Source organism: Polynucleobacter sp. MWH-Svant-W18 (assembly GCF_018687495.1).
Taxonomy (GTDB): domain Bacteria; phylum Pseudomonadota; class Gammaproteobacteria; order Burkholderiales; family Burkholderiaceae; genus Polynucleobacter.
In genome coordinates this window covers 1-24481 of the sequence record NZ_CP061293.1, presented here as the reverse complement: position 1 = coordinate 24481, position 24481 = coordinate 1, and the positions used below count along the sequence as shown (strand labels likewise).

The 24481-nt window shown below is 46.3% G+C and carries 25 protein-coding genes; all 25 read right to left on the bottom strand.

Annotated features, from left to right (window positions below; genetic code table 11):
* Window positions 1-147: 147 nt before the first annotated feature.
* Window positions 148-1266, bottom strand: a complete 1119-nt coding sequence (gene hemE, locus C2757_RS00125; protein ID WP_215376693.1) for a uroporphyrinogen decarboxylase — start codon at window positions 1264-1266, stop codon at window positions 148-150.
* 9 nt (window positions 1267-1275) lie between these two features.
* Entirely contained in the window at window positions 1276-1692 is a 417-nt protein-coding gene (locus tag C2757_RS00120; protein ID WP_215374625.1) for a F0F1 ATP synthase subunit epsilon, read from the bottom strand.
* Between the two features lie 21 nt (window positions 1693-1713).
* A complete protein-coding gene (gene atpD / locus C2757_RS00115; protein WP_071467468.1) occupies window positions 1714-3114 on the bottom strand; it encodes a F0F1 ATP synthase subunit beta in 1401 nt (466 codons plus the stop codon).
* A 55-nt stretch (window positions 3115-3169) separates the two neighbouring features.
* The gene (gene atpG / locus C2757_RS00110) at window positions 3170-4039 is read right to left on the bottom strand and encodes a F0F1 ATP synthase subunit gamma (protein WP_215374622.1); all 870 of its coding nucleotides are present in this window, start codon (window positions 4037-4039) and stop codon (window positions 3170-3172) included.
* Window positions 4040-4056: 17 nt separating this feature from the next.
* Window positions 4057-5598: a F0F1 ATP synthase subunit alpha gene (gene atpA / locus C2757_RS00105; RefSeq protein ID WP_215374619.1), complete on the bottom strand. Its 1542-nt coding sequence runs from the start codon at window positions 5596-5598 to the stop codon at window positions 4057-4059.
* Between the two features lie 45 nt (window positions 5599-5643).
* Window positions 5644-6180 (bottom strand): F0F1 ATP synthase subunit delta, encoded by a 537-nt coding sequence (locus C2757_RS00100; RefSeq protein ID WP_215374618.1) that lies wholly within the window; start codon window positions 6178-6180, stop codon window positions 5644-5646.
* A gap of 1 nt (window position 6181) precedes the next feature.
* A complete protein-coding gene (locus tag C2757_RS00095; protein ID WP_215374616.1) occupies window positions 6182-6652 on the bottom strand; it encodes a F0F1 ATP synthase subunit B in 471 nt (156 codons plus the stop codon).
* A 63-nt stretch (window positions 6653-6715) separates the two neighbouring features.
* Complete coding sequence (atpE, locus tag C2757_RS00090) at window positions 6716-6982, bottom strand: F0F1 ATP synthase subunit C (protein WP_011901869.1); 267 nt, start codon at window positions 6980-6982, stop codon at window positions 6716-6718.
* A 45-nt stretch (window positions 6983-7027) separates the two neighbouring features.
* Window positions 7028-7903, bottom strand: a complete 876-nt coding sequence (gene atpB / locus C2757_RS00085; RefSeq protein WP_215374614.1) for a F0F1 ATP synthase subunit A — start codon at window positions 7901-7903, stop codon at window positions 7028-7030.
* 40 nt (window positions 7904-7943) lie between these two features.
* Window positions 7944-8438, bottom strand: coding sequence for an ATP synthase subunit I (locus tag C2757_RS00080; protein ID WP_215374612.1), 495 nt, complete (start codon window positions 8436-8438; stop codon window positions 7944-7946).
* A gap of 69 nt (window positions 8439-8507) precedes the next feature.
* Window positions 8508-9398 carry a ParB/RepB/Spo0J family partition protein gene (locus tag C2757_RS00075; protein WP_215374601.1) on the bottom strand — a complete coding sequence of 297 codons (891 nt, stop codon included), beginning with the start codon at window positions 9396-9398 and terminating at the stop codon, window positions 8508-8510.
* Between the two features lie 21 nt (window positions 9399-9419).
* Entirely contained in the window at window positions 9420-10190 is a 771-nt protein-coding gene (locus C2757_RS00070; protein WP_215374598.1) for a ParA family protein, read from the bottom strand.
* An 18-nt stretch (window positions 10191-10208) separates the two neighbouring features.
* Complete coding sequence (gene rsmG / locus C2757_RS00065; RefSeq protein WP_215374596.1) at window positions 10209-10877, bottom strand: 16S rRNA (guanine(527)-N(7))-methyltransferase RsmG; 669 nt, start codon at window positions 10875-10877, stop codon at window positions 10209-10211.
* Complete coding sequence (gene mnmG, locus C2757_RS00060) at window positions 10874-12793, bottom strand: tRNA uridine-5-carboxymethylaminomethyl(34) synthesis enzyme MnmG (protein WP_215374593.1); 1920 nt, start codon at window positions 12791-12793, stop codon at window positions 10874-10876. Before mnmG ends, rsmG begins: the two co-directional genes overlap by 4 nt.
* Window positions 12794-12899: 106 nt before the next feature.
* Window positions 12900-13652, bottom strand: a complete 753-nt coding sequence (locus C2757_RS00055; RefSeq protein WP_371817019.1) for a sulfite exporter TauE/SafE family protein — start codon at window positions 13650-13652, stop codon at window positions 12900-12902.
* 109 nt (window positions 13653-13761) lie between these two features.
* Window positions 13762-14691, bottom strand: a complete 930-nt coding sequence (locus C2757_RS00050) for a branched-chain amino acid ABC transporter permease (protein ID WP_215376687.1) — start codon at window positions 14689-14691, stop codon at window positions 13762-13764.
* A gap of 2 nt (window positions 14692-14693) precedes the next feature.
* Window positions 14694-15614 (bottom strand): branched-chain amino acid ABC transporter permease, encoded by a 921-nt coding sequence (locus C2757_RS00045; protein WP_215374590.1) that lies wholly within the window; start codon window positions 15612-15614, stop codon window positions 14694-14696.
* 18 nt (window positions 15615-15632) lie between these two features.
* Complete coding sequence (locus C2757_RS00040; protein ID WP_215374587.1) at window positions 15633-16856, bottom strand: ABC transporter substrate-binding protein; 1224 nt, start codon at window positions 16854-16856, stop codon at window positions 15633-15635.
* A 22-nt stretch (window positions 16857-16878) separates the two neighbouring features.
* Entirely contained in the window at window positions 16879-17583 is a 705-nt protein-coding gene (locus tag C2757_RS00035; protein WP_215376684.1) for an ABC transporter ATP-binding protein, read from the bottom strand.
* On the bottom strand, window positions 17577-18338 hold the full coding sequence (locus tag C2757_RS00030) for an ABC transporter ATP-binding protein (protein ID WP_215374584.1): 762 nt from the start codon (window positions 18336-18338) through the stop codon (window positions 17577-17579). The genes C2757_RS00035 and C2757_RS00030 overlap by 7 nt, the downstream gene beginning before the upstream one ends.
* 88 nt (window positions 18339-18426) lie before the next feature.
* Window positions 18427-18651, bottom strand: coding sequence for a DUF3717 domain-containing protein (locus tag C2757_RS00025; RefSeq protein WP_371817043.1), 225 nt, complete (start codon window positions 18649-18651; stop codon window positions 18427-18429).
* Between the two features lie 14 nt (window positions 18652-18665).
* A complete protein-coding gene (locus C2757_RS00020) occupies window positions 18666-19160 on the bottom strand; it encodes an SET domain-containing protein (RefSeq protein WP_215374579.1) in 495 nt (164 codons plus the stop codon).
* Window positions 19161-19163: 3 nt separating this feature from the next.
* A complete protein-coding gene (gene gyrB, locus C2757_RS00015) occupies window positions 19164-21662 on the bottom strand; it encodes a DNA topoisomerase (ATP-hydrolyzing) subunit B (protein WP_215374576.1) in 2499 nt (832 codons plus the stop codon).
* An 11-nt stretch (window positions 21663-21673) separates the two neighbouring features.
* The gene (dnaN, locus tag C2757_RS00010; protein ID WP_215374573.1) at window positions 21674-22789 is read right to left on the bottom strand and encodes a DNA polymerase III subunit beta; all 1116 of its coding nucleotides are present in this window, start codon (window positions 22787-22789) and stop codon (window positions 21674-21676) included.
* Between the two features lie 264 nt (window positions 22790-23053).
* Window positions 23054-24481 (bottom strand): chromosomal replication initiator protein DnaA, encoded by a 1428-nt coding sequence (dnaA, locus tag C2757_RS00005; protein WP_251366753.1) that lies wholly within the window; start codon window positions 24479-24481, stop codon window positions 23054-23056.

Genomic DNA, 24481 nt, shown 5'->3' with positions numbered 1-24481 from the left:
ATATTTATTATATAAATCAGTAACTTATAGTGCTTTTCGAAAGTTAATGTTTACCTTTATTCGCAATCCTCATGAATTTTGAATTTCCCAGCTGTCTGTGCATAACTTTCATGAAAAATTTCAGACTAAGTTAGCAAACACTTGGGATTATTGCTTTGATCTAAGTGCTCGCGATCTCTCAATCACTGTTTCAGCTAGTGCGGTCACACTTTCAGGAGGGGTAAATTGAGAAATTCCATGCCCCAAATTAAAGACATGTCCATCAAGTGGATGCAAGCCTAGTTTTAGGCTTGGAGCGCCGGCCAAATCTTCAAGCAAGAGGTTTGCCTGCTGGGCAATCTGTTTTGGCTCAGAAAACAGAATAAGGGGGTCCAGGTTACCCTGCAGGGCCAAAGGCTTGCCTAATTCAAGCAATTGTTTACGAGCGCGGCTAAGCGATATCGTCCAGTCAATTGCAATGACATCGGCACCTACTTGGGCCATATCGTTTAACCAAATCGCACCGCCTTTGGTAAACATGATCACAGGAATTTCTCTGCCTTCATATTCACGCGGCAATAGCGCGATCACTTTTTGCATAGAAGCTAAAGACATCTTTTGATACCAACCATCTGGAAGCATTCCTCCCCATGTATCAAAAATCATGAGCGCTTGTGCACCAGCTTTTACTTGCTCAGTTAAATACATTGCAACGGACTGAGCATTGATATCCAAAATATGTTGCAAGAGGTCAGGGCGACTAAACATCATGGTTTTAGCATGACGAAAATCATCCGAGCTAGAACCATCAATCATGTAACACGCCAATGTCCATGGGCTCCCAGAGAAGCCAATCAGTGGAACGCGTTGCTTACCATCTTGAATCAGCGCTTTACGAATTTCTGATACGGCATCAAATACATACTTGAGCTCGCCCATATCAGCAACGCGTAATTTTTTAACCTCATCCTCTGTACGCAAAGGGCGGTCAAAACTCGGTCCTTCTCCAGTGGTAAATTTGAGGCCCAATCCCATTGCATCTGGGATAGTCAAAATATCAGAAAACAAAATCGCTGCATCTAATGGATAGCGATCCAAAGGTTGAAGTGTTACTTCAGTGGCGTATGCAGGATTTTTTGCGAGCCCCAAAAAACTTCCCGCCTTAGCGCGAGTGGCGTTGTATTCAGGGAGATAGCGACCGGCTTGGCGCATGAGCCAAAGCGGTGTTTGATCAACCGCTTCGCCCAGGCAGGCCTTTAAAAACCGATCATTTAACAACAAGGAGATGACCGGTTTTTACTTTTTACGACGGAAACGGGCAATTGCAGCCAGCTGCGCAGCGGCCATTGCAAACTCAGATTGGGCCAGGGCCAAATCAAAGTCAGTGCCACGATTTTGCATGGCCTCTTCTGCACGTTTCTTTGCTTCTAATGCTTTAGCTTCATCGAGATCGTGACCACGAATAGCTGTGTCAGCCAATACAGTAACGCGATCTGGCTGAACTTCTAGGTAGCCGCCCGCAACAAACACAAACTCTTCGTCGCCATCCGCTTTTTCAATACGAACAGAGCCCGGACGAATACGTGTAATGAGTGGGGTGTGGCCACGCAAAATACCGAGCTCACCACTTTCACCTGGAAGGGCTACAAACTTAGCCTCTCCACTAAAAATGGACTGCTCGGCACTCACTACGTCGACATGTATGCTTGACATAATTTCCCTAGATTGAAGCGATTAAAGCTTCTTCGCCTTCTCAATGGCTTCATCAATTGAACCCACCATGTAGAACGCTTGCTCAGGCAAGTGATCCAACTCACCGCTACAAATCATCTTGAAGCCGCGGATGGTTTCTTTTAATGGCACATATTTACCTGGTGAACCAGTAAACACCTCTGCAACGTGGAAAGGCTGTGACAAGAAACGTTGAATCTTACGAGCACGTGATACAGCCAATTTGTCTTCTGGTGACAATTCATCCATACCCAAAATCGCAATAATGTCGCGCAATTCTTTGTAGCGTTGCAATGTCATCTGCACATCACGAGCAACTTCATAGTGCTCTTGACCAACCACTTGTGGGTCGAGCTGACGGCTAGTTGAATCCAATGGATCAACCGCTGGGTAAATACCCAATGCAGCGATGTCACGTGACAACACAACTGTGGAGTCTAAGTGCAAGAAGGTTGTCGCTGGAGACGGGTCGGTCAAGTCATCTGCAGGAACGTAAACGGCCTGAATAGAGGTAACGGAACCGGTCTTTGTAGAGGTAATACGCTCTTGTAACTTACCCATCTCTTCAGCCAATGTAGGCTGGTAACCCACAGCAGAAGGCATACGACCGAGCAACGCAGAAACTTCAGTACCAGCCAATGTATAGCGGTAGATGTTGTCAACGAAGAACAAAATGTCACGACCTTCGTCACGGAATGCTTCTGCCATTGTCAAACCAGTCAAGGCAACGCGCAAACGATTACCAGGAGGCTCGTTCATCTGACCAAACACCATTGCTACTTTGTCAATAACGTTAGATTCTTTCATCTCGTGGTAGAAGTCATTACCTTCACGAGTACGCTCACCAACACCAGCGAACACTGACAAACCAGAGTGTTGCTTAGCGATGTTGTTAATCAATTCCATCATGTTCACGGTCTTACCAACACCCGCGCCACCGAACAAGCCAACCTTACCGCCTTTAGCAAACGGGCAAACTAAGTCGATAACCTTAATACCGGTCTCTAACAAGTCAACAGAAGGTGAAAGCTCATCAAACTTTGGTGCTGGCTGGTGAATAGCGCGACGCTCTTCAGTAGCAATCGGACCTGCATCATCAATTGGGCGACCCAAAACGTCCATAATGCGGCCCAAAGTCGCTGGCCCAACAGGAACAGAAATTGGCTTACCTGTAGATTTCACTTCCATGCCACGACGCAGACCATCGCTTGCGCCCATAGCAATCGCGCGAACTACGCCATCACCAATTTGTTGCTGAACTTCAAAGGTCAAACCTTTTTCAGCAAATGATTTTTCACCGCTATCAACTAATGTCAACGCATCATAAATGTTTGGCATTTTGTCGCGTGGGAACTGAATGTCCACAACAGGACCGATACATTGCACGATATTTCCGTTACTCATCGCTTTCTCCGCTTTTAATTCCTAAATTCTTTCGTATTTCTAATATGCAGACCGCTTAAACCGCAGCCGCTCCACCAACAATTTCTGACAACTCTTTGGTAATAGCAGCCTGTCGTGTTTTGTTGTAATCCAATTGCAATTCACCGATCACGTTCTTCGCGTTATCTGAAGCGGCCTTCATTGAGACCATGCGCGCAGATTGCTCAGAAGCCATATTTTCAGCAACCGCTTGATAAATCATTGCTTCCACATAACGCTTTAAAAGGCCATTCAAAATAGACTCTGCGTCCGGCTCGTAAATATAGTCCCAAGATGGTCCTGATTTATCTTCAGGAGTCAGATCAGCTGGCTCCAAAGGCAACAGCTTTTCTAAAACCGGCTCTTGTTTCATTGCATTTACAAAGCGGGTGTATGCCAAATACACTGCATCAATTTCACCGCGCTCAAACGCCTCTAACTGGGCGGTAATTGCGCCAATCAAAACATCCAAATGCGGTGTATCGCCAATTTGAATGGTCTGAGAAATCAACTTCGCTTTTGAGCGATTCAAAAATTGCAGGCCTTTTGAACCAATTGCGGTATACGCAACCTCAATATTTTTTTCTTGAAAATCGCGCACTTGGTTAGCAATCAAACGCAAAACGTTGGTATTCAATCCACCGCATAAGCCTTTGTCTGTTGTTACCAAAATCGTGCCGGCCTTCTTAACCTCGCGAGTTGCCATATAAGCAGGGCGGAACTCAGGATTGGCTTTAGAAAGGTTGGCAACAATCTCACGAATTTTTTCAGCGTATGGACGCGCATTGCGCATACGCTCCTGGGCGCGACGCATCTTGGATGCGGCGACCATTTCCATTGCCTTCGTGATCTTGCGCGTGTTTTGCACGCTCTTGATCTTAGATCGTATCTCTTTTGTGCTTGCCATGATTTATGCGAACCCTCTTAGAAAGAGGCAGAACGCTTGTAATCCTCAATCGCAGCGCGCAAAGCAGCTTCGTCATCTTTGCTCAAGTCTTTGGTCTCTTCGATACGTCCAACCAAGTCAGCGTACTTAGATTTCAAATGATCTTGCAAACCTTTTTCGAAGGCCAATACGTTCTTTACTTCGAGGTCATCGAAGTAACCGTTATTCACGGCGTAGAGTGAAGCAGCCATTTCCCAAACTTGGAGTGGCTTGTATTGAGCTTGCTTACACAATTCAGTAACACGGCGACCACGCTCAAGTTGCTTGCGGGTTGCTTCATCAAGATCAGAAGCGAACTGAGCAAATGCTGCTAATTCACGATATTGCGCCAAGTCGGTACGAATACCGCCAGACAATTTCTTAATCACTTTAGTTTGTGCAGCACCGCCAACGCGGGAAACAGAAATACCGGCGTTAATCGCAGGACGTACGCCAGCGTTAAACAAGTCAGTTTCCAAGAAGATCTGACCGTCAGTAATCGAAATCACGTTGGTTGGAACGAATGCAGAAACGTCACCAGCTTGAGTTTCAATAATTGGCAATGCAGTCAATGAACCTGTTTTGCCTTTTACTGCACCGTTGGTGAACTTCTCAACGTACTCAGCATTTACGCGAGCAGCGCGCTCGAGCAAGCGTGAGTGGAGGTAGAACACGTCGCCAGGATAAGCTTCGCGGCCTGGTGGGCGGCGGAGCAACAAGGAGATTTGACGATAAGCAACCGCTTGCTTGGTCAAGTCATCGTAAACAATCAAAGCATCTTCACCGCGGTCGCGGAAGTATTCGCCCATGGTGCAACCAGCGTATGCAGAAAGATATTGCATCGCTGCAGATTCAGAAGCACTTGCTGCCACAACCACGGTGTAATCCATCGCGCCCAATTCTGTGAGCTTGCGAACAACGTTTGCAATCGTAGAAGCTTTTTGACCAATCGCTACATAAACGCAATAAACGCCTTTACCTTTTTGGTTAATGATCGCGTCAACCGCAACTGCTGTCTTACCAGTTTGACGGTCACCAATGATCAACTCACGCTGACCACGGCCAATTGGAACCATCGCATCAATCGCCTTCAAACCAGTTTGTACTGGCTGGCTAACAGATTGACGGGCGATAACGCCAGGAGCGACTTTTTCAATGAAGTCAGTTAACTTGGTGTTGATTGGGCCTTTGCCATCAATTGGCTGACCCAATGCATTTACAACGCGACCTAGCAACTCTGGTCCAACTGGAACTTCCAAAATGCGGCCAGTACATTTCACTGGATCGCCTTCTTTAATGTGGGTGTATTCACCCAACACTACGGCACCAACAGAATCGCGCTCAAGGTTCAAGGCGAGGCCGATGGTGTTGTTAGGAAACTCCAACATTTCGCCCTGCATCACACCAGACAAACCATGTACGCGGCAAATACCGTCGGTCACTGAAATTACAGTGCCTTCGTTGCGAACTTGGGAGTCAACGCCCATTTCGCTAATTCGGCTTTTGATCAGTTCGCTGATCTCGGAAGGGTTGAGTTGCATTACTTACTCCTGGGTCTTATTTCGTATGTTCTTAATAGGGATAACTTATGCGCCAAGACTTGCTTGCATTTGAGCTAACTGTGCCTTCACAGAACTATCCATTACTTCATCACCAACTTGAATGCGGACACCGCCAATCAATGCTGGATCAACTTGAATAGTTGGGCGCAATTCTTTACCCCCAAAGCGCTTCTTCAAACTTGACAACAAATCTTTAAGTGCAGAACCCTCTAAAGGGAATGCACTGGTAATCATTACTTCTGCTGCACCTTCGCTCTTGTCCTTCATTGCCTCAAATTGATGTGCAATTTCTGGAACGGCAGCCAAGCGGTGATTTTGATTCACAAGATTCAAAAAGCTTGCAATCTTAGGATCAAGTTTGCTCTTCACCATGCCAGACAACAACTTGCTCAAATCATCAGCAGATACTTTTGGGTTGTTTGATAAAGCAGCAACTTCCGGCAAAGCAGCAAGCTGAGCCAATTCGTTTAATTGCTCCAAACAACTAGCAAGCTCAGATGGCTTGGCACTTTGAAACAGCGCTTCGGCGTAAGGACGTGCAATTGTGGCTAATTCAGCCATATCAAAGTTCTGCCTTTAATTGATCAAGTAATTGGCCGTGCGCTTTTGCATCAACCTCGCGACGCAAAATTTGCTCAGCGCCCTTAACAGCAAGTACAGCTACTTCGGCACGCAATACTTCGCGTGCTCGGGTAACTTGCTGGTCTGCATCTTGCTTTGCTTGAGAAATGATGCGCGCTGCTTCAGCTTGTGCGTTAGCACGAATTTCATCGGCCGACATTTGTGCACGTTTTTCAGCTTCAGCAACTCGTTGAACACCTTCTTGGCGTGCTTTAGTTAATTCTTGCTCTGCTTCGTTGCTTGCCAATGCGAGTGCTTCTTTTCCGCGCTCGGCAGCAGCCAAGCCATCGGCAATTTTGCTTGAACGCTCATCTAACGCCTTAACTAGCGGTGGCCACACAAAACGTGCAACAACCCACCATAAGACGAAGAAAACGATCATTTGCGCGAATAGGGTCGCGTTCAGATTCACGATATTCCTTTCAGTATTGTTGAGAACAGTTGGATGACCTGATGGTCATCCACGCCAAAACAATTACTTAATAACTGCGAGCAGTGGGTTTGCGAAAGCAAACAACATTGCAACACCAACGCCGATCAAGAAAGCCGCGTCGATCAAACCAGCCAAAAGGAACATCTTAGTTTGGAGTGGCTCCATCAATTCTGGTTGACGTGCACAAGCTTCGATGTATTTACCACCCATCAATGCGATACCCAAACAAGCGCCGATCGCGCCGAGGCCGATGATGATGCCGATACAGATAGCTGTTGAACCTTGAATAGTTGCGAGAAATGCTTGCATGTTGCTGACTCCTGAAGTTAAAGAGATAAGTTAAAAATAAAAATCTTAGTGATGGCTATGCGCCTGCCCGATGTAAACCAAGGTCAACATCATGAAAATAAAGGCTTGCAACAAAATAACCAAAATGTGGAAGATGGCCCAAGCTGATCCAGCAATAACGTGACCCACCAATCCAAACAGGGATAAATCAAAACTAAATGTCCATACGCTACCGAGCAATGCGATCAATAAGAAGACCAGTTCACCCGCATACATATTGCCGAAAAGTCGCATTCCTAATGAAACGCCTTTAGCAAGATATTCGATGATGTTCAAAGCAAGGTTAAATGGGGCCAAGTACCACTTCGCGCCAAACGGGGCAGAAATCAGCTCGTGCAAGAAACCGCCAAAACCCTTGACCTTGAAACTGTAATAAAACACAAGCAGCAATACAGAAAGCGACAAACCCATGGTGGCATTGAGATCTGTCGTTGGTACAACCTTGTGATGAGGCACATGTACACCGAAACTCTCAATGAATTGATTTACACCTAACACCCAATCCACTGGAATTAAGTCCAAGGTATTGAGGAGGATGATCCAAAAGAATACGAAAAGGGCGAGTGGCGCAATAAATGAACGGTCGCCATGAACAATGCTTTTGGATTGTGTCTCAGCCATTTCCACCATCATTTCAATGAAACACTGGAAACGACCTGGCACACCCGGGGTTGCGCGACGCGCTGCGATTAACAAAATGAATACAGCGAGCAAACCCATAAGGGAGGCCCAAAAAATAGTATCTAAATTGATGATGCTGAAATCGATGATGGATGTCTGTGCTCCACCACTATTGTTGAGGTTTTGTAAATGCTCAGAAATGTACGCTGTCGGCGTCATTGGCTCGGCTGCCCCGTGGGCTTGGTTTACTTCGCTAGACATCTCTTAACTAGTCCTTTGTTTCAATCACAATTTTCACTTCTTAACGCCACAACCACGCTAGCCATACGCACTTCAAGGCAAGCAGATAAGTCACCAGCAAAGGGACCCAAAGCACGCCAGGGAAAGAATATGCAATCCCTACAAACAACATCAGACTCACGACAATTTTGATAAATTCGCCTGAAACTAATGCCGCCAAAAATCTTCCTGGATTCAATCTTTGCGATTTTTTTGCCAGCTCTAGTCTTGTTAAAAACAATGCTGTAGGCAAGACGCTAATTAAACCACCTAAAAACGCCGACTGAGTATAAAGGCTTACCCCTACCGGCCCCCCAAAAATTGACCAAACCACCATACTGACTGCCGTAACAGCGATTTGGACTAAAACAATTTTCCAAGGGGAGAGGGCGGGGTACTTTGTTGCGTTGCTTTGCTGCAGCGCAATCATTTCCTCTTTACTGATTGCCCGATACACCTCTTCTTCGGGCTCATCCCATTCATTTACCTCGGAAAATTGATTTTTTGTAGGAATCAATTTAGCCTCGAAAGTTTAGTGTGTGCACTGCAATATGTCAAAGGGTTTGGGGGGATATTTCTGAACAATTTAGGACTCAATACCCAACTTTTTTAATAAGGAATCAAGCTCATCAAACTGACTAAAGCCAATTCGAATCTCGCCACCCTTACCTTTGAACTTAAATTCCACGTTTAAACCAATTAAATCCGCGATTTCTTGAGAAAGGCGGCGCGTATCGGGGTCGCGACTTGGGCTGCTAGCACCAGCCTTGGATTTAGATTTTTTATCTCCAATCTGCCCGCCAGCAATAGCCAATGCTGCTGACATCTTCTCTGCTTCACGGACCGACAAGCCCTGCGCGGCGATTCTTTGGGCTAAGGCAACCTGGCTAGCCCCAGGCAATGGCAATAAGGCACGGGCATGGCCCATATCGATATCGCCCGCTAAAAGCATTGCTTGCACTGGTTTTGCGAGCTGGGCTAAGCGCAATAAATTGGTGATGGCACTGCGCGACTTGCCAACCGCCTTTGCAGCCTGCTCATGCGTAAAACCAAACTCCTCAATCAGTCGCGCCAAACCCTGCGACTCCTCGAGCGGGTTTAAATCCTCACGCTGCATGTTTTCAACCAGGGCCATCGCAGCCGCTGCCTGATCATCAGCCTCAGAGACCAATACTGGAACTTCTTTTAATCCTGCAATTGTGGCTGCGCGAAAACGGCGCTCACCAGCAATAATTTCGTACTTGCCTACGCTCACCAAGCGAACCAATAAGGGCTGCATAACGCCTTGCTCGCGAATGCTGTCGGCTAGCTCTTGAAGTGCGCCCGCCTCCATCTTTTGTCGTGGTTGATATTTACCAGCCTGTAGTGCAGTTAAGGGCAAACGATTGATTTCTGTTGAGGAATTTGCTTCCTGAGGTTTTTCCCCCAAGAGCGCCTCTAATCCTCTGCCCAAACCTTTTTTCTTGATAGCAACCATGATCTTTTATCTTCTTAAAAATTACATTTGTTTAATGCGCTCAACCATCTCGGCACCAAACTCTAAATAGGCTTTTGCACCACGCGATGACTTATCGAAAGCTACCCCAGGGAGCCCATAAGATGGGGCCTCTGCAAGGCGTACATTGCGCGGAATAATGGTCTTAAATACCTTATCTCCAAAGTGCTCGAGCAATTGATCGGAGACCTGTTGCTGCAGTGTCATGCGCGCATCAAACATCACGCGCAACAAACCGATGATGACTAAGTCGGGATTAAGATTTGCGTGAACTTGTTTGATGGTGTTCACCAAATCAGACAATCCTTCAAGCGCAAAGTATTCGCACTGCATTGGAACAATTACGCCGTTTGCTGCGCACAATCCATTGAGCGTCAATAGAGATAAAGCAGGCGGGCAGTCAATCAAAATAAAATCGTAATCGTTGGCAACTTTTGCAAGCGCGTCTTTCAGGCGAGACTCGCGTTCATCTATATCCACCAACTCAATTTCAGCGCCAGCCAAATCTCGATTTGCAGGAAGCACATCGTAAGCAGAACTTTCGCAACGTTGCGCACAATCCTTCACCGCAGCCAAACCAATCAATACTTGGTAAACGCTCTGAGTCAGATCTGCCTTTTCAACCCCAGAGCCCATAGTGGCATTGCCCTGAGGGTCTAAGTCCACCAATAGCACTCTTTGCCCAAGCCCAGCCAATCCGGCAGCTAAATTCACTGCAGTAGTGGTCTTACCAACGCCACCTTTTTGATTTGCGATACAGAATATTTTTGCCATGGGTACTTTGGATTTTGCTTAAAAGGAAGGGATGGATTTTCTCATGGGGGTCAGCACCAATAGGCGTCGCTCCGCAGAGAGATTGGGAATAACTAAGGCTTCATCAGCAAGCAACTGCCAATCATCCATAGATACATCAGCCATTTCTTCGTCAGCTCGCTTAGATTTCATTGCGAATACCAGGCCGCCCGGTTTAATTAAAGGTAGCGAGAGCTCTAAAAACCGTGCGAGGTTAGTAAATGCACGTGAAATCACTGCATCAAATTGAGCAGGTTGTTGCAACGCAACATTTTCTACTCGCTCGCTCAATACTTCTATGTTTTTAAGCTTCAGTTTGCCGCGCACATGCTGCAGAAATGCTGTCTTTTTACGGATGGCCTCAATCAGCGAAATTTGCCACTCCGGCTGAACAATCGCAATAGGAATCGCCGGCAAGCCGCCGCCCGATCCAAGATCGGCAATTTTAGGATCAGGCATTTTTAGAAAGCGTCTTAAAACAGGCAAAACTGCAATAGAATCAATGAGATGTAGTCGTACGGAGTCTTGCTCGTTCTCAATTGAGGTCAGGTTATGGACCTGATTCCAACGCCCCATTTCCTGTAAAAAAAGCTCTAAATCCGCAATATTGGCACCACTTAAATTGAGGCCTAATTCTTCTATTCCCAAAGAAAGTAGGGCCTCGGTCATGCGGTTTCTTGGGTGCGACCCAAACCCTTTTTAAGGTGCACTAAAAGCAGCGACAATGCAGCTGGAGTTACCCCAGAAATTCTGCCTGCCTGACCCAAGGTGGCAGGCTTATGTAAATTGAGTTTTTGTTGAACCTCTTTAGATAAACCTAACACTTCTGTGTAATCCAAGGACTCAGGGAGAGGGAAGGCCTCATTATGGGCTTGGCGTCCAATTTCAACCGCTTGGCGGTCAATATAGCCTTGATATTTCACTGAAATTTCTACTTGATCGCTTATCTGAGAGGCAAGCCCAATATCGTCATCCAAGCTTCCAGGTGACCACAACCCACCGCCTAAAGAGGTGATTGCCTCGTAAGTGACGCCTGGGCGTCGTAACAGCTCAGTTAAATTGCACTCGTGGGATAAATCCTGGCCCAAAAGTTCTGCAACCAATGGTGCAGCCTCATGCTTAGGGCCAATCCAGATATCTTGCAAACGAGATGTTTCACGTGAAACAGCCTCTTGCTTTCTGCAGAAAACCTCCCAACGATAGTCGTCCACCAAGCCAAGCTCACGACCAATAGTAGTAAGGCGCATATCAGCGTTATCTTCGCGCAAACTTAAGCGGTATTCTGCTCGGCTGGTGAACATCCGATAGGGCTCTTGTACCCCTCGGGTGATTAAATCATCCACGAGCACGCCAATATAGGATTCGCTACGTTTGGGTAACCATGGCTCCTTGCCTTGTGCGGCCAATCCGGCATTAATTCCTGCCAACATTCCTTGGGCGGCCGCCTCCTCATAGCCGGTAGTTCCATTAATTTGGCCAGCAAAATACAAACCGCCAATGGCCCGAGTTTCTAAGCTATGGCGTAATTGGCGTGGATCAAAAAAGTCATATTCAATGGCATAGCCTGGGCGAACGATTACCGCGGACTCTAAGCCACGAATGCTCCGCACCAAATCCCACTGGACATCAAAAGGAAGGCTGGTAGAAATTCCGTTGGGGTAAAACTCATTGGTTGTTAATCCCTCCGGCTCTAGAAAGATCTGATGGCTATTTCTAGAGGCAAAGCGATGAATTTTGTCTTCAATAGAAGGGCAGTAGCGTGGGCCAACCCCTTCAATAAGGCCCGTATACATAGGAGAGCGGTCTAGACCGCCACGAATAATGTCATGGGTCTTTTCATTTGTATGGGAAATCCAGCAAGGCACTTGCTTGGGGTGCTGCTCAGGACGCCCCAAATAAGAAAATACGGGGATAGGATCCAAAACGCCAGGCTGCTCGAGCATGACAGAGAAGTCAATCGTTCTGCCATCAATGCGAGGTGGAGTACCAGTCTTAAGCCTACCTTGGGGTAGCTTAAGCCCCTTTAAGCGCGCCGACAGAGAAACTGCCGCAGGGTCGCCAGCACGGCCACCTGCATAGTTATTCAAACCAACGTGAATCTTGCCGTCTAAGAAAGTTCCAGCCGTTAAAACCACTTTTTTGGCCATAAACTCCAGACCCATTTGGGTCAGCACACCTTGAACCTCGTCACCCTTTACTAGCAAATCATCTACCGCAGCCTGGAATAAGGTGAGATTGGGTTGATTTTCAAGGCGGCGGCGTATTGCCGCCTTATAGAGAATACGATCGCCTTGGGCGCGAGTTGCTCTCACCGCAGGGCCTTTACTCGAATTCAGAATACGAAACTGAATGCCTGCCTCATCAGTAGCAGCCGCCATTGCGCCGCCCATGGCATCAATTTCTTTAACGAGATGCCCCTTGCCAATGCCTCCAATAGAGGGATTGCAACTCATGGCGCCTAAATTCTCAATACTATGGGTAATTAATAAGGTCTCACAACCCATGCGTGCCGATGCGAGGGCGGCCTCAGTCCCAGCATGACCGCCGCCCACTACGATGACATCGAAACTTTTGGAATAACGCATGAATTCCCTCAGATAGGGCGATGATCATAGCATTTTGTTTGTTTCACGTGAAACAAAAGTGGCAAAAAAGCCATGAAGTACCAGGGAGCTTTTCTAAGCTACTGATTTAATTCAGAAAATAGGCGTTCCATGCAGACTTCAGAATCAGCAGACTAACCACTACCAAAAAAGCCTTTCTAACAAAACCACTGCCATGCTGAATTGCCAAGCGGCTACCAAGCTGACTGCCAGCAATATTGGCAACCATCATGGCGATCCCAAGGGGAGGGTTAATTTGACCCAGACTTGCCAGCATCAAAATTGCGGCTAGGTTTGTTGCAATGTTGACCAACTTGGTCGCGGCAGACGCATGCAAAAAATCAAATGCAAACAACCTTACAAAACCAAACAGCAAAAAACTTCCTGTTCCCGGACCAAAGAAGCCATCATAAAAACCAATAGTTAATCCGAGCAGAGCACCTTTACATTGCTGAAAGCGGCTTTTGCCAAGAGGGGGCGCATGCGCCTCTCCAAGAGATGGCTGAAACCAGGTGTAAAGCAATAGGAGTAAAAGAACAAATGGCAGAGCTTTGCGTAAAGGCTCAGCAGGAAAATTGCTAACGGCATTCGCGCCCAAAAGCGAGCCAAAAAATCCAGCAATAATTGCAGGCAACACAATTGCCCAAGGCAAAGAAACGTGATGCAAAAATTTTCGGGCGGCATTTAGAGTTCCGCCAATAGAAGCTACTTTATTGGTGCACAACAGGGTTGCCGGTTGCGCATTAGGATAGGCCGCAAACAAGGCAGGCACCTGAATGAGTCCGCCACCGCCGGCCACTGCATCCACTAGACCGGCAAAGAATGCCGTTGCCAAAAGCAAGGGCCAGATAAAAATAGAAAATTCGATGAGTGTCTCTTTTGTTTAAATGCGTGTGCAGTATTGAAAATTCACGTAGCACTAAACCCAAATAATAAAAAGGGAAAGAATATTAGTTTTTGTTTTTGAAGTGCGCAGCAATTTCACCAACCACACCACGACGAAATGCCAAAACACAAATCACAAAAATAAATCCTGTTGCGATCGTGCTCCAAGAGCCAATGTTGGCAAGATAGTTTTGCAGACCAACCACAATGCCAGCGCCCACTACTGGACCGAGAATGGTTCCCATACCACCAAGCAGGGTCATCAAGACCACTTCGCCAGACATATGCCAATGAACATCGGTCAATGTAGCCAACTGGAAGACGAGTGATTTCATAGAACCCGCCAAGCCTGCTAGTGCAGCTGAAATCACAAAGGACATTAGTTTGAAGCGGTCAACGTCATAACCCAAGGAAATTGCACGCGGTTCGTTTTCACGAATGGCCTTCAAAACCTGACCAAATGGGGAATTGACGGCACGCATAATCAGTACGAAGCCAAATAAGAAGACTGCCAAAACAAAGTAGTACATAGCGACATCATTTTTGAGGTCTATGAGACCAAACAGCATTCCTCGCGGTACACCCTGAATTCCATCTTCACCACCGGTGAATGGCAACTGCACAGCCAAGAAATAAATCATTTGTGAAAGTGCCAATGTCACCATCGCAAAATAAATACCCTGACGACGAATCGCAAGAGCGCCGATTAAAAAGCCGAGTGCGCCCGACCCCAATACACCCAACAGAATTCCAAGCTCGGGGGAAAGGCCGGACTCTTTGCAAAGATAGGCAGTGATGTAAGCGGCAGCTCCAAAGAAAGCAGCGTGACCAAAGGACAAGAGGCCGGTGAAGCCGAGCAATAAATTAAAGGCACAAGCAAAAAGGGCAAAGCACAACACCTTCATTGCAAACACCAAATAAATGAAATCCTGGAAAGGCAATAAAAGGGCGATTAAAACCAAGATGCCGTAAAGCAGTTTTATTTTTGGATTCATCATTATTTTTCCCGCCCAAAGAGCCCAGCGGGCCGGAGCAATAAAACGATTGCCATAATCACAAAAATCACTACTCCAGAAGCTTCTGGGTAAAACACTTTGGTCAGGCCCTCAACTAAGCCCAATCCTAGACCGGTCAAAATGGCACCCATGATTGAGCCCATGCCACCAATCACAACCACAGCAAAAACCACAATGATTAAGTTAGAGCCCATTAATGGGTTTACTTGGAAAATTGGGGCCGCTAAAACACCAGCAAACCCAGCAAGACCAACGCCATAGGCATAGGCCAAAGAAATCATCAAAGGAACATTAATACCAAATGCTTGCAGTAATTTTGGGTTCTCAGTGCCCGCGCGCAGATAAGCGCCAAGCTTGGTTCGCTCAATCACATACCAAGTCGAAAAGCATACTGTCAAAGAAATTACCACCACCCAAACACGATACTTCGGCAAGATGATGCCAATGGAATCTAAGGGAATTGCGCCTTGAAGAAACTCTGGGGCCGGGTAGCTTTCACCAGAAATCCCATACCAATGGCGGAACATGCCCTCAATAATTAAAGCCAAACCAAAGGTCAGCAATAGGCCATACAAGTGGTCCAAGTGATACAGGCGACGCAACATGGTGCGCTCAAGAATTAAACCGAAGCCCGCCAATACTAGCGGCACAATAATTAAAGCAAACCAATAGTTAATCGATAAACCTGGAAAGCCCAGCCACTGACTAATTTGCGTTAGACCAATCCACGCAATAAATGCACCCATGGTGTACTGTGCACCGTGGGCAAAATTAATGATGTTGAGAAGGCCAAAAATAATGGCCAATCCCAAACTCAATATGGCATAAAACGAGCCATTAATCAGCCCCACCAAGAGCTGGGCTACCAGCCCTTGAGGGGTAATTCCGAGAAGTTCAAACATTCTTAATTTCTAAGTAACTTACTTATTAACCAGCTTGCACTTTGATTGGGAAAGCGGCAAAGTGGCTTCGGCTGCTGGAATCGTAGCGCGCACATTGTAGTAATCCCAAGGGCTCTTAGAGTCCGCTGGTTTTTTCACCTCAAGCAAATACATATCGTGCTCAAACTTGCCATCAGCACGAATCTTGCCTTTAAAGAGTCCATCGTCGATATTGGTTGACTTGAGCGCCTTCATTACAGCCTGAGTATCGTCAGTGCCAGCCTTTTGAACGGCATTTAAGTACGCAAGAACAGAGGAATAAACGCCTGCCTGAACCATGGTTGGCATACGCTTATGTTGCAAGATAAAGCGCTTTGAAAATGCGCGAGTCTTGTCATCCTTGTCCCAATAAAAACCCTCTGTAAGATACATTCCTTGCGCTGCTGGGAGACCCAAAGAGTGCACATCAGAAATAAACATTAACAATGGCACAACCGTTTGCTTTTTGTTAATTCCAAACTCTGAAGCTTGCTTAACGGTGTTAATGGTGTCCTGTCCAGCATTAGCCAAAGCAACCACATCAGCTCCGCTAGCCTGCGCTTTCAGAAGGTAAGAAGAGAAATCACTGTTGGGGAATGGGTGCTTGCTAGTGCCTAAAACCTTACCGCCATTGGCCGTTACAACGGCAGTAGCATCTTTCTCAAGCGCTGCGCCAAAAGCATAGTCGGCAGTAATGAAATACCAATTCTTTTTGCCCTGCTTCACTACCGCCTTGCCAGTGCCATTGGAAAGAGCATAGGTGTCATAAGCCCAATGTACGTTATTGGCCGTACATTTCTCATTGGTAATTGTTAGTGAACCAGCACCAGAAACCAGAGTAATTTTGTTCTTTTGTTCTGCAACCTCCATCACAGCCAACGCAACGTTGGTCGACACCAACTCAACAATCACGTCTACACCGTCTTTGTCGTACCACTCGCGCGCCTTGTTTGCCGCAATATCTGCTTTGTTTTGATGATCGGCACTCACAAGCTCAATCTTTTTGCCAATAACAGTGCCGTCTTTAGAAAAATCGGCAATTGCCATCTTGGCAGCAATCACCGCGCCTGGACCAGCCAAGTCAGAATAAGTTGAAGAAAGGTCGGTCAACACACCAATCTTTACAACATCGCCACTGACTTTAGAGCCACTTTGTGCAAAAACTGGATTTGAACCGAACATGGTTGCCGCGACCAGACAAGCGGTTATTTGCTTTAACTTCATTTCTATCTCCTATAGAAAACCACTAAACACCAAGGTACTCATTTAATAGCGCCGCCTTTTCAGCAAGCTCATTTTGATTTACAACCTCAACTACCTTCCCGTGCTCAACCACATAATGGCGATCAGCCAAAGGTGCAGCAAAGCGAAAATTTTGTTCAACCAAGACAATCGTGAAGCCCTTATTGCGCAAGCTGGTCACCACCTCTCCTAGCTTTTGCACGATTACTGGCGCCAAGCCCTCGGTGATCTCGTCCAATAAAAGCAGTTTGGCGCCCGTTCTAAGAATGCGAGCCATTGCCAGCATCTGCTGCTCGCCGCCAGATAGACGAGTGCCAGGACTATTGCGTCTTTCGTAAAGGTTGGGAAACATCTCATAGATCTCATCCAAGCCCATGCCACCAGGTGCGATCTCCGGCAATAGCAATAGATTTTCTTCGGCGCTAAGGCTAGCAAAAATACCGCGCTCTTCAGGGCAAAACCCAACGCCAAGGCGCGCTATCCTATAAGTAGGCATTGAAATGGTTTCGGCCCCATACACTTGGACCGATCCGGTTCGCTTACTTGTTAATCCTAAAATTGTTTTTAAGATGGTACTTCGACCCGCACCATTTCTACCTAGCAAGGTCACTACCTCGCCATCGCGTACAGCAAAATTAACGCCGTGCAATATATGGGATTCGCCATACCAAGACTCTAAATTCTTGACCTCGAGTGCCATGGTCATAATACGTCTCCTCCATGGCTACCCATGTAGGCCTCAACTACTAAAGGATTATTTGACACCTCATGATAGGAGCCCTCAGCTAAAACGGAGCCGCGCTGCAAAACGGTGATGCGATCCGCAATTGAAGAAACCACCTTCATATTATGTTCAACCATTAAGATGGTTCGGCCCTTAGCAACACGATCAATTAATTCAGTAACGCGCTCTACATCTTCGTGTCCCATGCCTTGTGTAGGCTCATCCAAGAGCATTAACTCGGGCTCCATCGCCAAGGTGGTAGCAATTTCCAGCGCCCGCTTACGTCCATAGGCCAAATTCAGGGTTTCCTCATTGGCGAAACCCTCTAAACCCACTTCATTTAATAACTCATGGGCTCGCTCATTCAGAACATTTAGAGAATTTCCGGATCTCCAAAAATGGAACTCCGTACCCAAACCTCGCTGCAGTGCAACACGCACATTCTCTAAAACCGTAAGGTGCGGAAAGACGGCTGAAATCTGGAATGAGCGAATAATGCCGCGACGGGCAATCTGTGCTGGCGCCTCTTTGGTAATGTCAAAACCATTAAACAAAATCTGGCCGCTGCTGGGCTCTAAAAATTTGGTTAATAAGTTGAAACAGGTTGTCTTGCCTGCACCATTGGGGCCAATTAATGCATGAATAGTGCCCCTAGCCACATCCAGGTTCACATCAGTAACCGCAGAAAATCCTTTAAAAGATTTCCCGAGCCCAATTGTTTTTAATATTGTTTCTTGCAATCTGACGCCCTCTAACCCCAAACTGAGGCAAGACTTTGAGAATAACCCAAGAAGGTTTCACCCTGTATAGCGATAACCCTAAAGTGGTTTACTTGTTTTGATTTGTTTTCGAAAAAGTCTGAATTGCGGTTCTGGCCAGCTCATCCAAAACATCCATGGGAATTCTTTGGGCGCCCTGAACAATCATGAGGGCATAAGGCTTTGCTAAAGCGGATGCTTCGGGACACAAACTTAACTCCTCACCCTCTGCAGGTGATTGGCTGCGCCAGTAGTTAATTGCGGCCTCAAGCTCTTGGATGCTGACATACAACATGGGGGACAAGAGGCTTACTTTTCTTTAACTGCAAGCATTGTGCCGCGACATTTTTTTGCGCCACAACGACACTCGTAGTCTTTTTTCATGCTCTTGGTAACGCGCCCCTCAACATCTAAGGAATAGTCGTAAAACAGCTCTTCCCCAACCTTAAGAGAACGCTTTGCATAAATAAATACGCGTGGTTTGCCGTTGTAGTTATCTTCGCGCGTTTCGCAACTGGGTTTGCAAGAATGATTAATCCAGCGGGCTGCGTTCCCGCCATACTTGGCATCAATTACGCGACCATCGTCTAATGAAAAATAAAAAGTATGGTTTGGATCTTTAGGATCATGTGGATGACGCTTTTCAGCGAGCTTCCAACTAATACGCTCACCCTTGTACTCAATAATTGCTTGGCCCTTTTTAATTGGCTTTGCTGCAAATACGCCCTTGCCATGAATGGGTGAAGACTTAACAACTATGGCGGAGCGGTCCACCTTCGGGGGAGACAATTTTTTGGATTTCATTATTTAAACGTCTAGGTTGCGTGCAATAAGGGCATTCTTTTCAATAAAGGCACGGCGAGGCTCAACCTCATCGCCCATGAGTGTGGTGAACACCTGGTCAGCAGCAATCGCGTCTTCAATCTTTACCTGCAACAAGGTGCGGGAGTTGGCATCCATGGTGGTTTCCCAAAGCTGAGATGGATTCATCTCACCCAAACCTTTGTAGCGCTGACGACTGAGAACACGCTCTGCTTCAGATAACAACCAAGAGAAGGCGGCCCTAAAATCATTAATGGTTTGTTCTTTAGGATTCTTATCGGGGTCACCACGGCGTACTTTTGAGCCCGGCAAAACCTTGCCTGACAAAACAGCGGCCGCATTTGCCAGGCTTTGATAATCATCCCCGTGCACAAAATCTGAGTTGATTGAAGACAGCTTCAGATTTCCATGAATTCTACGAGACAACAACAACCTAAACCGCTCTGTGCGATCTTCTTTTTGCACAATAATCTCTGGCGGTAAAGCCAAAGGATTTAAAGAGTCTGCTAGAGCTTGTCTTAAACGGTCAGCGGACTCGTTTGCAGACTTTTCTGTATCGAGATTCAGTTGTGTGCCAGAGGCAATGGCTCGCAATGCGTCTTCGTCTATGGTGCGCGATAAGCGATCCACAATTGACTGTATAACTTGGTAGTGCTTAGCCAGCTCATTGAGTGCCACACCCTCAATAATCTCGCCTGATGGTGTTTGTAGTGATGCTGTTTCGAGAGCAATTTTTAGTAACAACCGATTTAACTCAGCATCATCCTTAATGTATTGCTCGCTCTTGCCGAACTTCACCTTATAAAGCGGTGGTTGCGCAATGTAAATGTGCCCACGCTCAATCAACTCTGGCATCTGCCTATAGAAGAAGGTTAATAAAAGCGTGCGAATGTGGCTGCCGTCTACGTCCGCGTCGGTCATGATGATGATGCGGTGATAGCGAAGCTTGTCAGCCTTATATTCTTCGATGCCAATACCCGTTCCGAGAACGGTAATTAATGTAACCACCTCTTGGCTTGCCAACATCTTGTCAAAGCGCGCCTTCTCAACGTTGAGAATTTTTCCTTTTAAGGGAAGGATTGCCTGGAAGCGACGATCACGACCCTGCTTTGCAGAACCGCCTGCGGAGTCGCCCTCAACAATAAACAATTCTGATTTGGCTGGGTCTTTTTCTTGGCAATCCGCCAACTTTCCAGGAAGGCCTAGGCCATCTAATGCGCCTTTGCGGCGCGTCATATCACGCGCCTTGCGCGCAGCCTCGCGAGCGCGCGCTGCGTCAACAATCTTTCCACACAAAATCTTGGCGTCTGCTGGGCGCTCTTGCAAATATGCGCTCAGAGCTTCAGCAACAATCTCCTCTACTGGGCCGCGAACTTCGCTGGAGACCAACTTGTCTTTTGTTTGGCTTGAAAATTTTGGCTCAGGAACTTTGACAGATAAAACACAAGCTAAGCCTTCGCGCATGTCATCGCCAGAGATCTCAACCTTCGCTTTTTTGGCAACCTCATTCTCATCAATATATTTATTGATAACCCGAGTCATTGCTGCGCGCAAGCCTGTTAAATGAGTGCCGCCATCTCTTTGGGGAATGTTGTTGGTGAAACAAAGCACTTGCTCACTAAAGCTGTCATTCCACTGCATTGAAACTTCTGCAGTAATTTGCCCACCCAAATCAGACGGACGGACGCCTTCTGCATAAAAAATATTGGGATGCAAAACATTTTTGGTTTGATTGATGTACTCAACAAATCCTTTAACTCCACCGGAGAATGCAAAGTCTTCTTCTTGGCCTGTACGCTGGTCTATCAACTTAATATGTACGCCATTATTTAAGAAAGAAAGTTCGCGAATCCGCTTCACCAGAATTTCATAATGAAACTCTACATTTCCAAAAATATCCTCATCAGCCAAAAAGTGAACTTCAGTTCCAGAGAGCTCTGTATCGCCAGTAACAGTGATTGGTGAGGTAGCAACGCCGTTTTCCTCTTGAATGTTGCGGTTTTTAATTACGCCGCGCTCAAACTCCATGTAGTGCGTCTTACCATCACGGCGAATAGTTAATTTCAGCCACTTTGATAGCGCGTTTACACAACTAACGCCTACGCCATGCAAACCACCGGAGACTTTGTAACTGTTTTGATCGAACTTGCCTCCGGCATGTAGCTCAGTCATGACAATTTCAGCTGCGCTGCGTTTCGGCTCATGCTTATCGTCGTATTTAATGCCGGTCGGTACTCCGCGCCCGTTATCAACAATCGAGATGGAGTTGTCTGTCTGAATAACTACGGTAATTTCAGAACAATACCCAGCTAGAGCTTCATCAATGGAGTTATCCAAGACCTCAAAAACCAAATGATGTAAACCCGTTCCATCGGAAGTGTCTCCAATGTACATGCCTGGGCGTTTACGAACAGCTTCGAGACCCTCTAATATTTGAATCGATGCAGCGCCGTACTGCTCTACTACCTTTTTTTCTTCTGTCATTTTTTTCTAAGTTAAATACGCATTGGCATCACAACATACTTAAAGCTCTCTGAGCCAGGCAGAGTAATCACAGCACTACTATTTGCATCACCCAAACTAATTTGAATTTTGTCATTCTTTAGATTTGATAAAACATCCAGTAAATAACTGACATTAAAACCAATTTCGACAGCATCGCCGCTGTACTCGGTTTCGATTTCTTCTTGAGCTTCTTCTTGCTCAGCATTAGTAGATTGAACTGTGATGCGATTAGGTGATAAAGAGAAGCGAACGCCTTTGAATTTGTCGGTGGTCAAAATAGCTGCGCGTTGGAGCGCTGCTTGCAACACGTCACGCCCAACAACCAATGTATTTTTATGTCCTTTTGGAATTACACGTTGGAAGTCTGGAAATTTACCTTCGACCAATTTGGAAATTAATTCGATATCACCAAATGCAAACTTCACTTGATTTGCAGTTAAGCTAATTTCAAGAGGTTCATCAGAATCCTCTAATAAATGCTGGCACTCTAGGATTGTTTTGCGAGGAATAATAATTTCTTGTCTTTGTCCGGAACCAGATGGCGCTTCAGTTAATTCAACTTGAGAAAACGCCAAACGATGGCCGTCCGTTGCAACAGCAACAACCTCTTTTCCTTCAACAACCAAAAGCATCCCATTTAAGTAATAGCGAATGTCTTGCTGGGCCATGGAGAAGTGCACTTGACTGACCAATTGACGAAAACTCTTTTGAGACATTTTCCAGGCAGCGGTAACCTCACCCACGCTTTGCATTACTGGAAACTCTGTTGCAGATAAGGTTTGCAGTGAGAACCGGCTTTTTCCACTCTGAACAACCATGCGGTTGTCTTTTAGGTTTAAAGAAACTGGACCCTCAGGAAGAGCGCGCAAGATATCAAGTAGCTTTCTAGCAGCAACGGTGGTTGTTACGTCTTCCGTTCCAACACCGAAATTTGCATTGGTTGTGATTTGAATTTCAATATCCGTTGAAATGAAAGACACTTTTTCACCCACCTTCTTAAATAAGAGGTTTGCCAAAATTGGCAGGGTGTGTCTACGCTCAACAATTCCACTAACAACCTGAAGGGGTTTTAGTAAGCTATCGCGTGAAGTGTTAACGAGTTGCATTGCTTTTAAATCCTTTATATATATCTTAGTAGTAATAGTAATAAGGCTTCTAAATTCCGTGGATAACTCAAAAACACCTTATAAATCAACACATTGGAAGACAAAAAACCTGTGGAAAACTACTGTATAAATCTTGCATAAAACGGGGATAACTTTTTTTCAATACCCTATTTTTGCATGAAGCTGAACCTTTCCACAATTTATCCACACACAATCCCCAAACTTATCCTTAGGGTTGTCCACAAACTTATCCACAGGCAAAAATCATGCCTTCAAGGTTTGCTCAATCACATGGATTTCATGGTTTAGTTGACTATCGTGGGAACGCTCATCTGCTATTTTGCGAACCGCGTGCAAAACAGTTGTATGGTCTCTGCCACCAAATAACTCACCAATCTCCGGAAGGCTCTTTTGGGTTAATTCCTTTGCCATAAACATGGCAATTTGTCTTGGTCTTGCAATATTGGCTGGGCGCTTTTTGGAGTACATGTCGGCCACCTTGATGCTGTAGAAATCTGCAACCGCTTTTTGGATATTTTCAACCGAAATCTGACGATTTTGGATGGATAGCAGGTCTTTAAGGGCGGTCCTAGCAACCTCAATAGTTACCTCACGGCCATGGAAACGAACAAAAGCCAAAATCTTTCTCAGCGCCCCCTCCAGCTCTCGGACGTTAGAGCGCAAATGCTTGGCCACGAAAAAAGCCACATCCTCACTCATTGGGATGCCTTCGCTAATTGCTTTTTTCATCAAAATGGCGACCCGCATCTCTAGCTCGGGCGGCTCAATAGCGACTGTTAAACCAGAATCAAAGCGAGATATCAGGCGATCATCAATCCCCGCCATCTCTTTTGGGTAGGTGTCGCTAGTAATGATGACCTGGGACTTATTGCTTAGTAGGGCCTCAAACGCATAGAAAAACTCTTCTTGGGTCCTCGATTTGCCACTAAAAAACTGAATATCGTCAATCAGCAATAGATCAAGGGAGTGGTAATAGCGCTTGAAGCGATCAAACGCCTTTTGTTGGTAGGCTCGAACCACATCAGATACATACTGCTCTGCGTGGATGTAGCGAATTCTGGCGTTGGGTTTTTCTTTGAGTAGATGGTTACCAATAGCATGAATTAGGTGGGTTTTGCCCAAACCAACCCCGCCGTAAAGGAACATGGGGTTGTAGGAGCTGCCGGGGTTATGGGCCACCTGGATCGATGCTGCCCTGGCCAATTGGTTTGCTTTGCCGGTAACAAAGGTTTCAAAGGTCAAGTTGGGGTTGAGTTTTGAGTGATCCTCGATCTCAAAAGCGTCGCCCTCGGCGGAAACTAAGGGATTTGGTTCAACAAGCTCACTGGCTTCACCTGGGGGGCTAACTGGCTCAGCTGGGAGTGTGGTTGATGGCGCACCCACCTCAACGTCGAGCACAAAATTGACATTAATGGGTAGACCAAAATATTGGGAGGCGAGCTCTTGAAAACGATCCGAGAAAGTTTTTTTAATCCAATCTAACTTAAATCTGTTGGGGGCGCCAACAGTTAGTGAGTGATCACTCTCATCGAAAGATACAAGGGTTAATGGCTGTATCCAGGTTTTAAACTGTTGGGGCGACAGCTCGCGGGAAAGGGTGCCAATGGCACCATCCCAAAAACCCAAGGGGCTAATTGAATTCAAGGCGGGAGGATTTTGTAGGTTGCTCAT

What these genes read in the sequence shown, in the direction of transcription:
- dnaN (WP_215374573.1), bottom strand. Translation starts at nt 22,789, where the DNA reads ATGCAACTCGTTAACACTTCACGCGATAGCTTACTAAAACCCCTTCAG.
- atpG (WP_215374622.1), bottom strand. Translation starts at nt 4,039, where the DNA reads ATGGCAAGCACAAAAGAGATACGATCTAAGATCAAGAGCGTGCAAAAC.
- C2757_RS00025 (WP_371817043.1), bottom strand. Translation starts at nt 18,651, where the DNA reads ATGTTGTATGTCAGCATCCAAGAGCTTGAGGCCGCAATTAACTACTGG.
- C2757_RS00120 (WP_215374625.1), bottom strand. Translation starts at nt 1,692, where the DNA reads ATGTCAAGCATACATGTCGACGTAGTGAGTGCCGAGCAGTCCATTTTT.
- gyrB (WP_215374576.1), bottom strand. Translation starts at nt 21,662, where the DNA reads ATGACAGAAGAAAAAAAGGTAGTAGAGCAGTACGGCGCTGCATCGATT.
- mnmG (WP_215374593.1), bottom strand. Translation starts at nt 12,793, where the DNA reads ATGCGTTATTCCAAAAGTTTCGATGTCATCGTAGTGGGCGGCGGTCAT.
- atpE (WP_011901869.1), bottom strand. Translation starts at nt 6,982, where the DNA reads ATGCAAGCATTTCTCGCAACTATTCAAGGTTCAACAGCTATCTGTATC.
- C2757_RS00070 (WP_215374598.1), bottom strand. Translation starts at nt 10,190, where the DNA reads ATGGCAAAAATATTCTGTATCGCAAATCAAAAAGGTGGCGTTGGTAAG.
- atpB (WP_215374614.1), bottom strand. Translation starts at nt 7,903, where the DNA reads ATGTCTAGCGAAGTAAACCAAGCCCACGGGGCAGCCGAGCCAATGACG.
- C2757_RS00045 (WP_215374590.1), bottom strand. Translation starts at nt 15,614, where the DNA reads ATGTTTGAACTTCTCGGAATTACCCCTCAAGGGCTGGTAGCCCAGCTC.
- C2757_RS00050 (WP_215376687.1), bottom strand. Translation starts at nt 14,691, where the DNA reads ATGAATCCAAAAATAAAACTGCTTTACGGCATCTTGGTTTTAATCGCC.
- C2757_RS00075 (WP_215374601.1), bottom strand. Translation starts at nt 9,398, where the DNA reads ATGGTTGCTATCAAGAAAAAAGGTTTGGGCAGAGGATTAGAGGCGCTC.
- C2757_RS00100 (WP_215374618.1), bottom strand. Translation starts at nt 6,180, where the DNA reads ATGGCTGAATTAGCCACAATTGCACGTCCTTACGCCGAAGCGCTGTTT.
- atpD (WP_071467468.1), bottom strand. Translation starts at nt 3,114, where the DNA reads ATGAGTAACGGAAATATCGTGCAATGTATCGGTCCTGTTGTGGACATT.
- atpA (WP_215374619.1), bottom strand. Translation starts at nt 5,598, where the DNA reads ATGCAACTCAACCCTTCCGAGATCAGCGAACTGATCAAAAGCCGAATT.
- dnaA (WP_251366753.1), bottom strand. Translation starts at nt 24,481, where the DNA reads ATGAGCAACCTACAAAATCCTCCCGCCTTGAATTCAATTAGCCCCTTG.
- rsmG (WP_215374596.1), bottom strand. Translation starts at nt 10,877, where the DNA reads ATGACCGAGGCCCTACTTTCTTTGGGAATAGAAGAATTAGGCCTCAAT.
- C2757_RS00040 (WP_215374587.1), bottom strand. Translation starts at nt 16,856, where the DNA reads ATGAAGTTAAAGCAAATAACCGCTTGTCTGGTCGCGGCAACCATGTTC.
- C2757_RS00020 (WP_215374579.1), bottom strand. Translation starts at nt 19,160, where the DNA reads ATGAAATCCAAAAAATTGTCTCCCCCGAAGGTGGACCGCTCCGCCATA.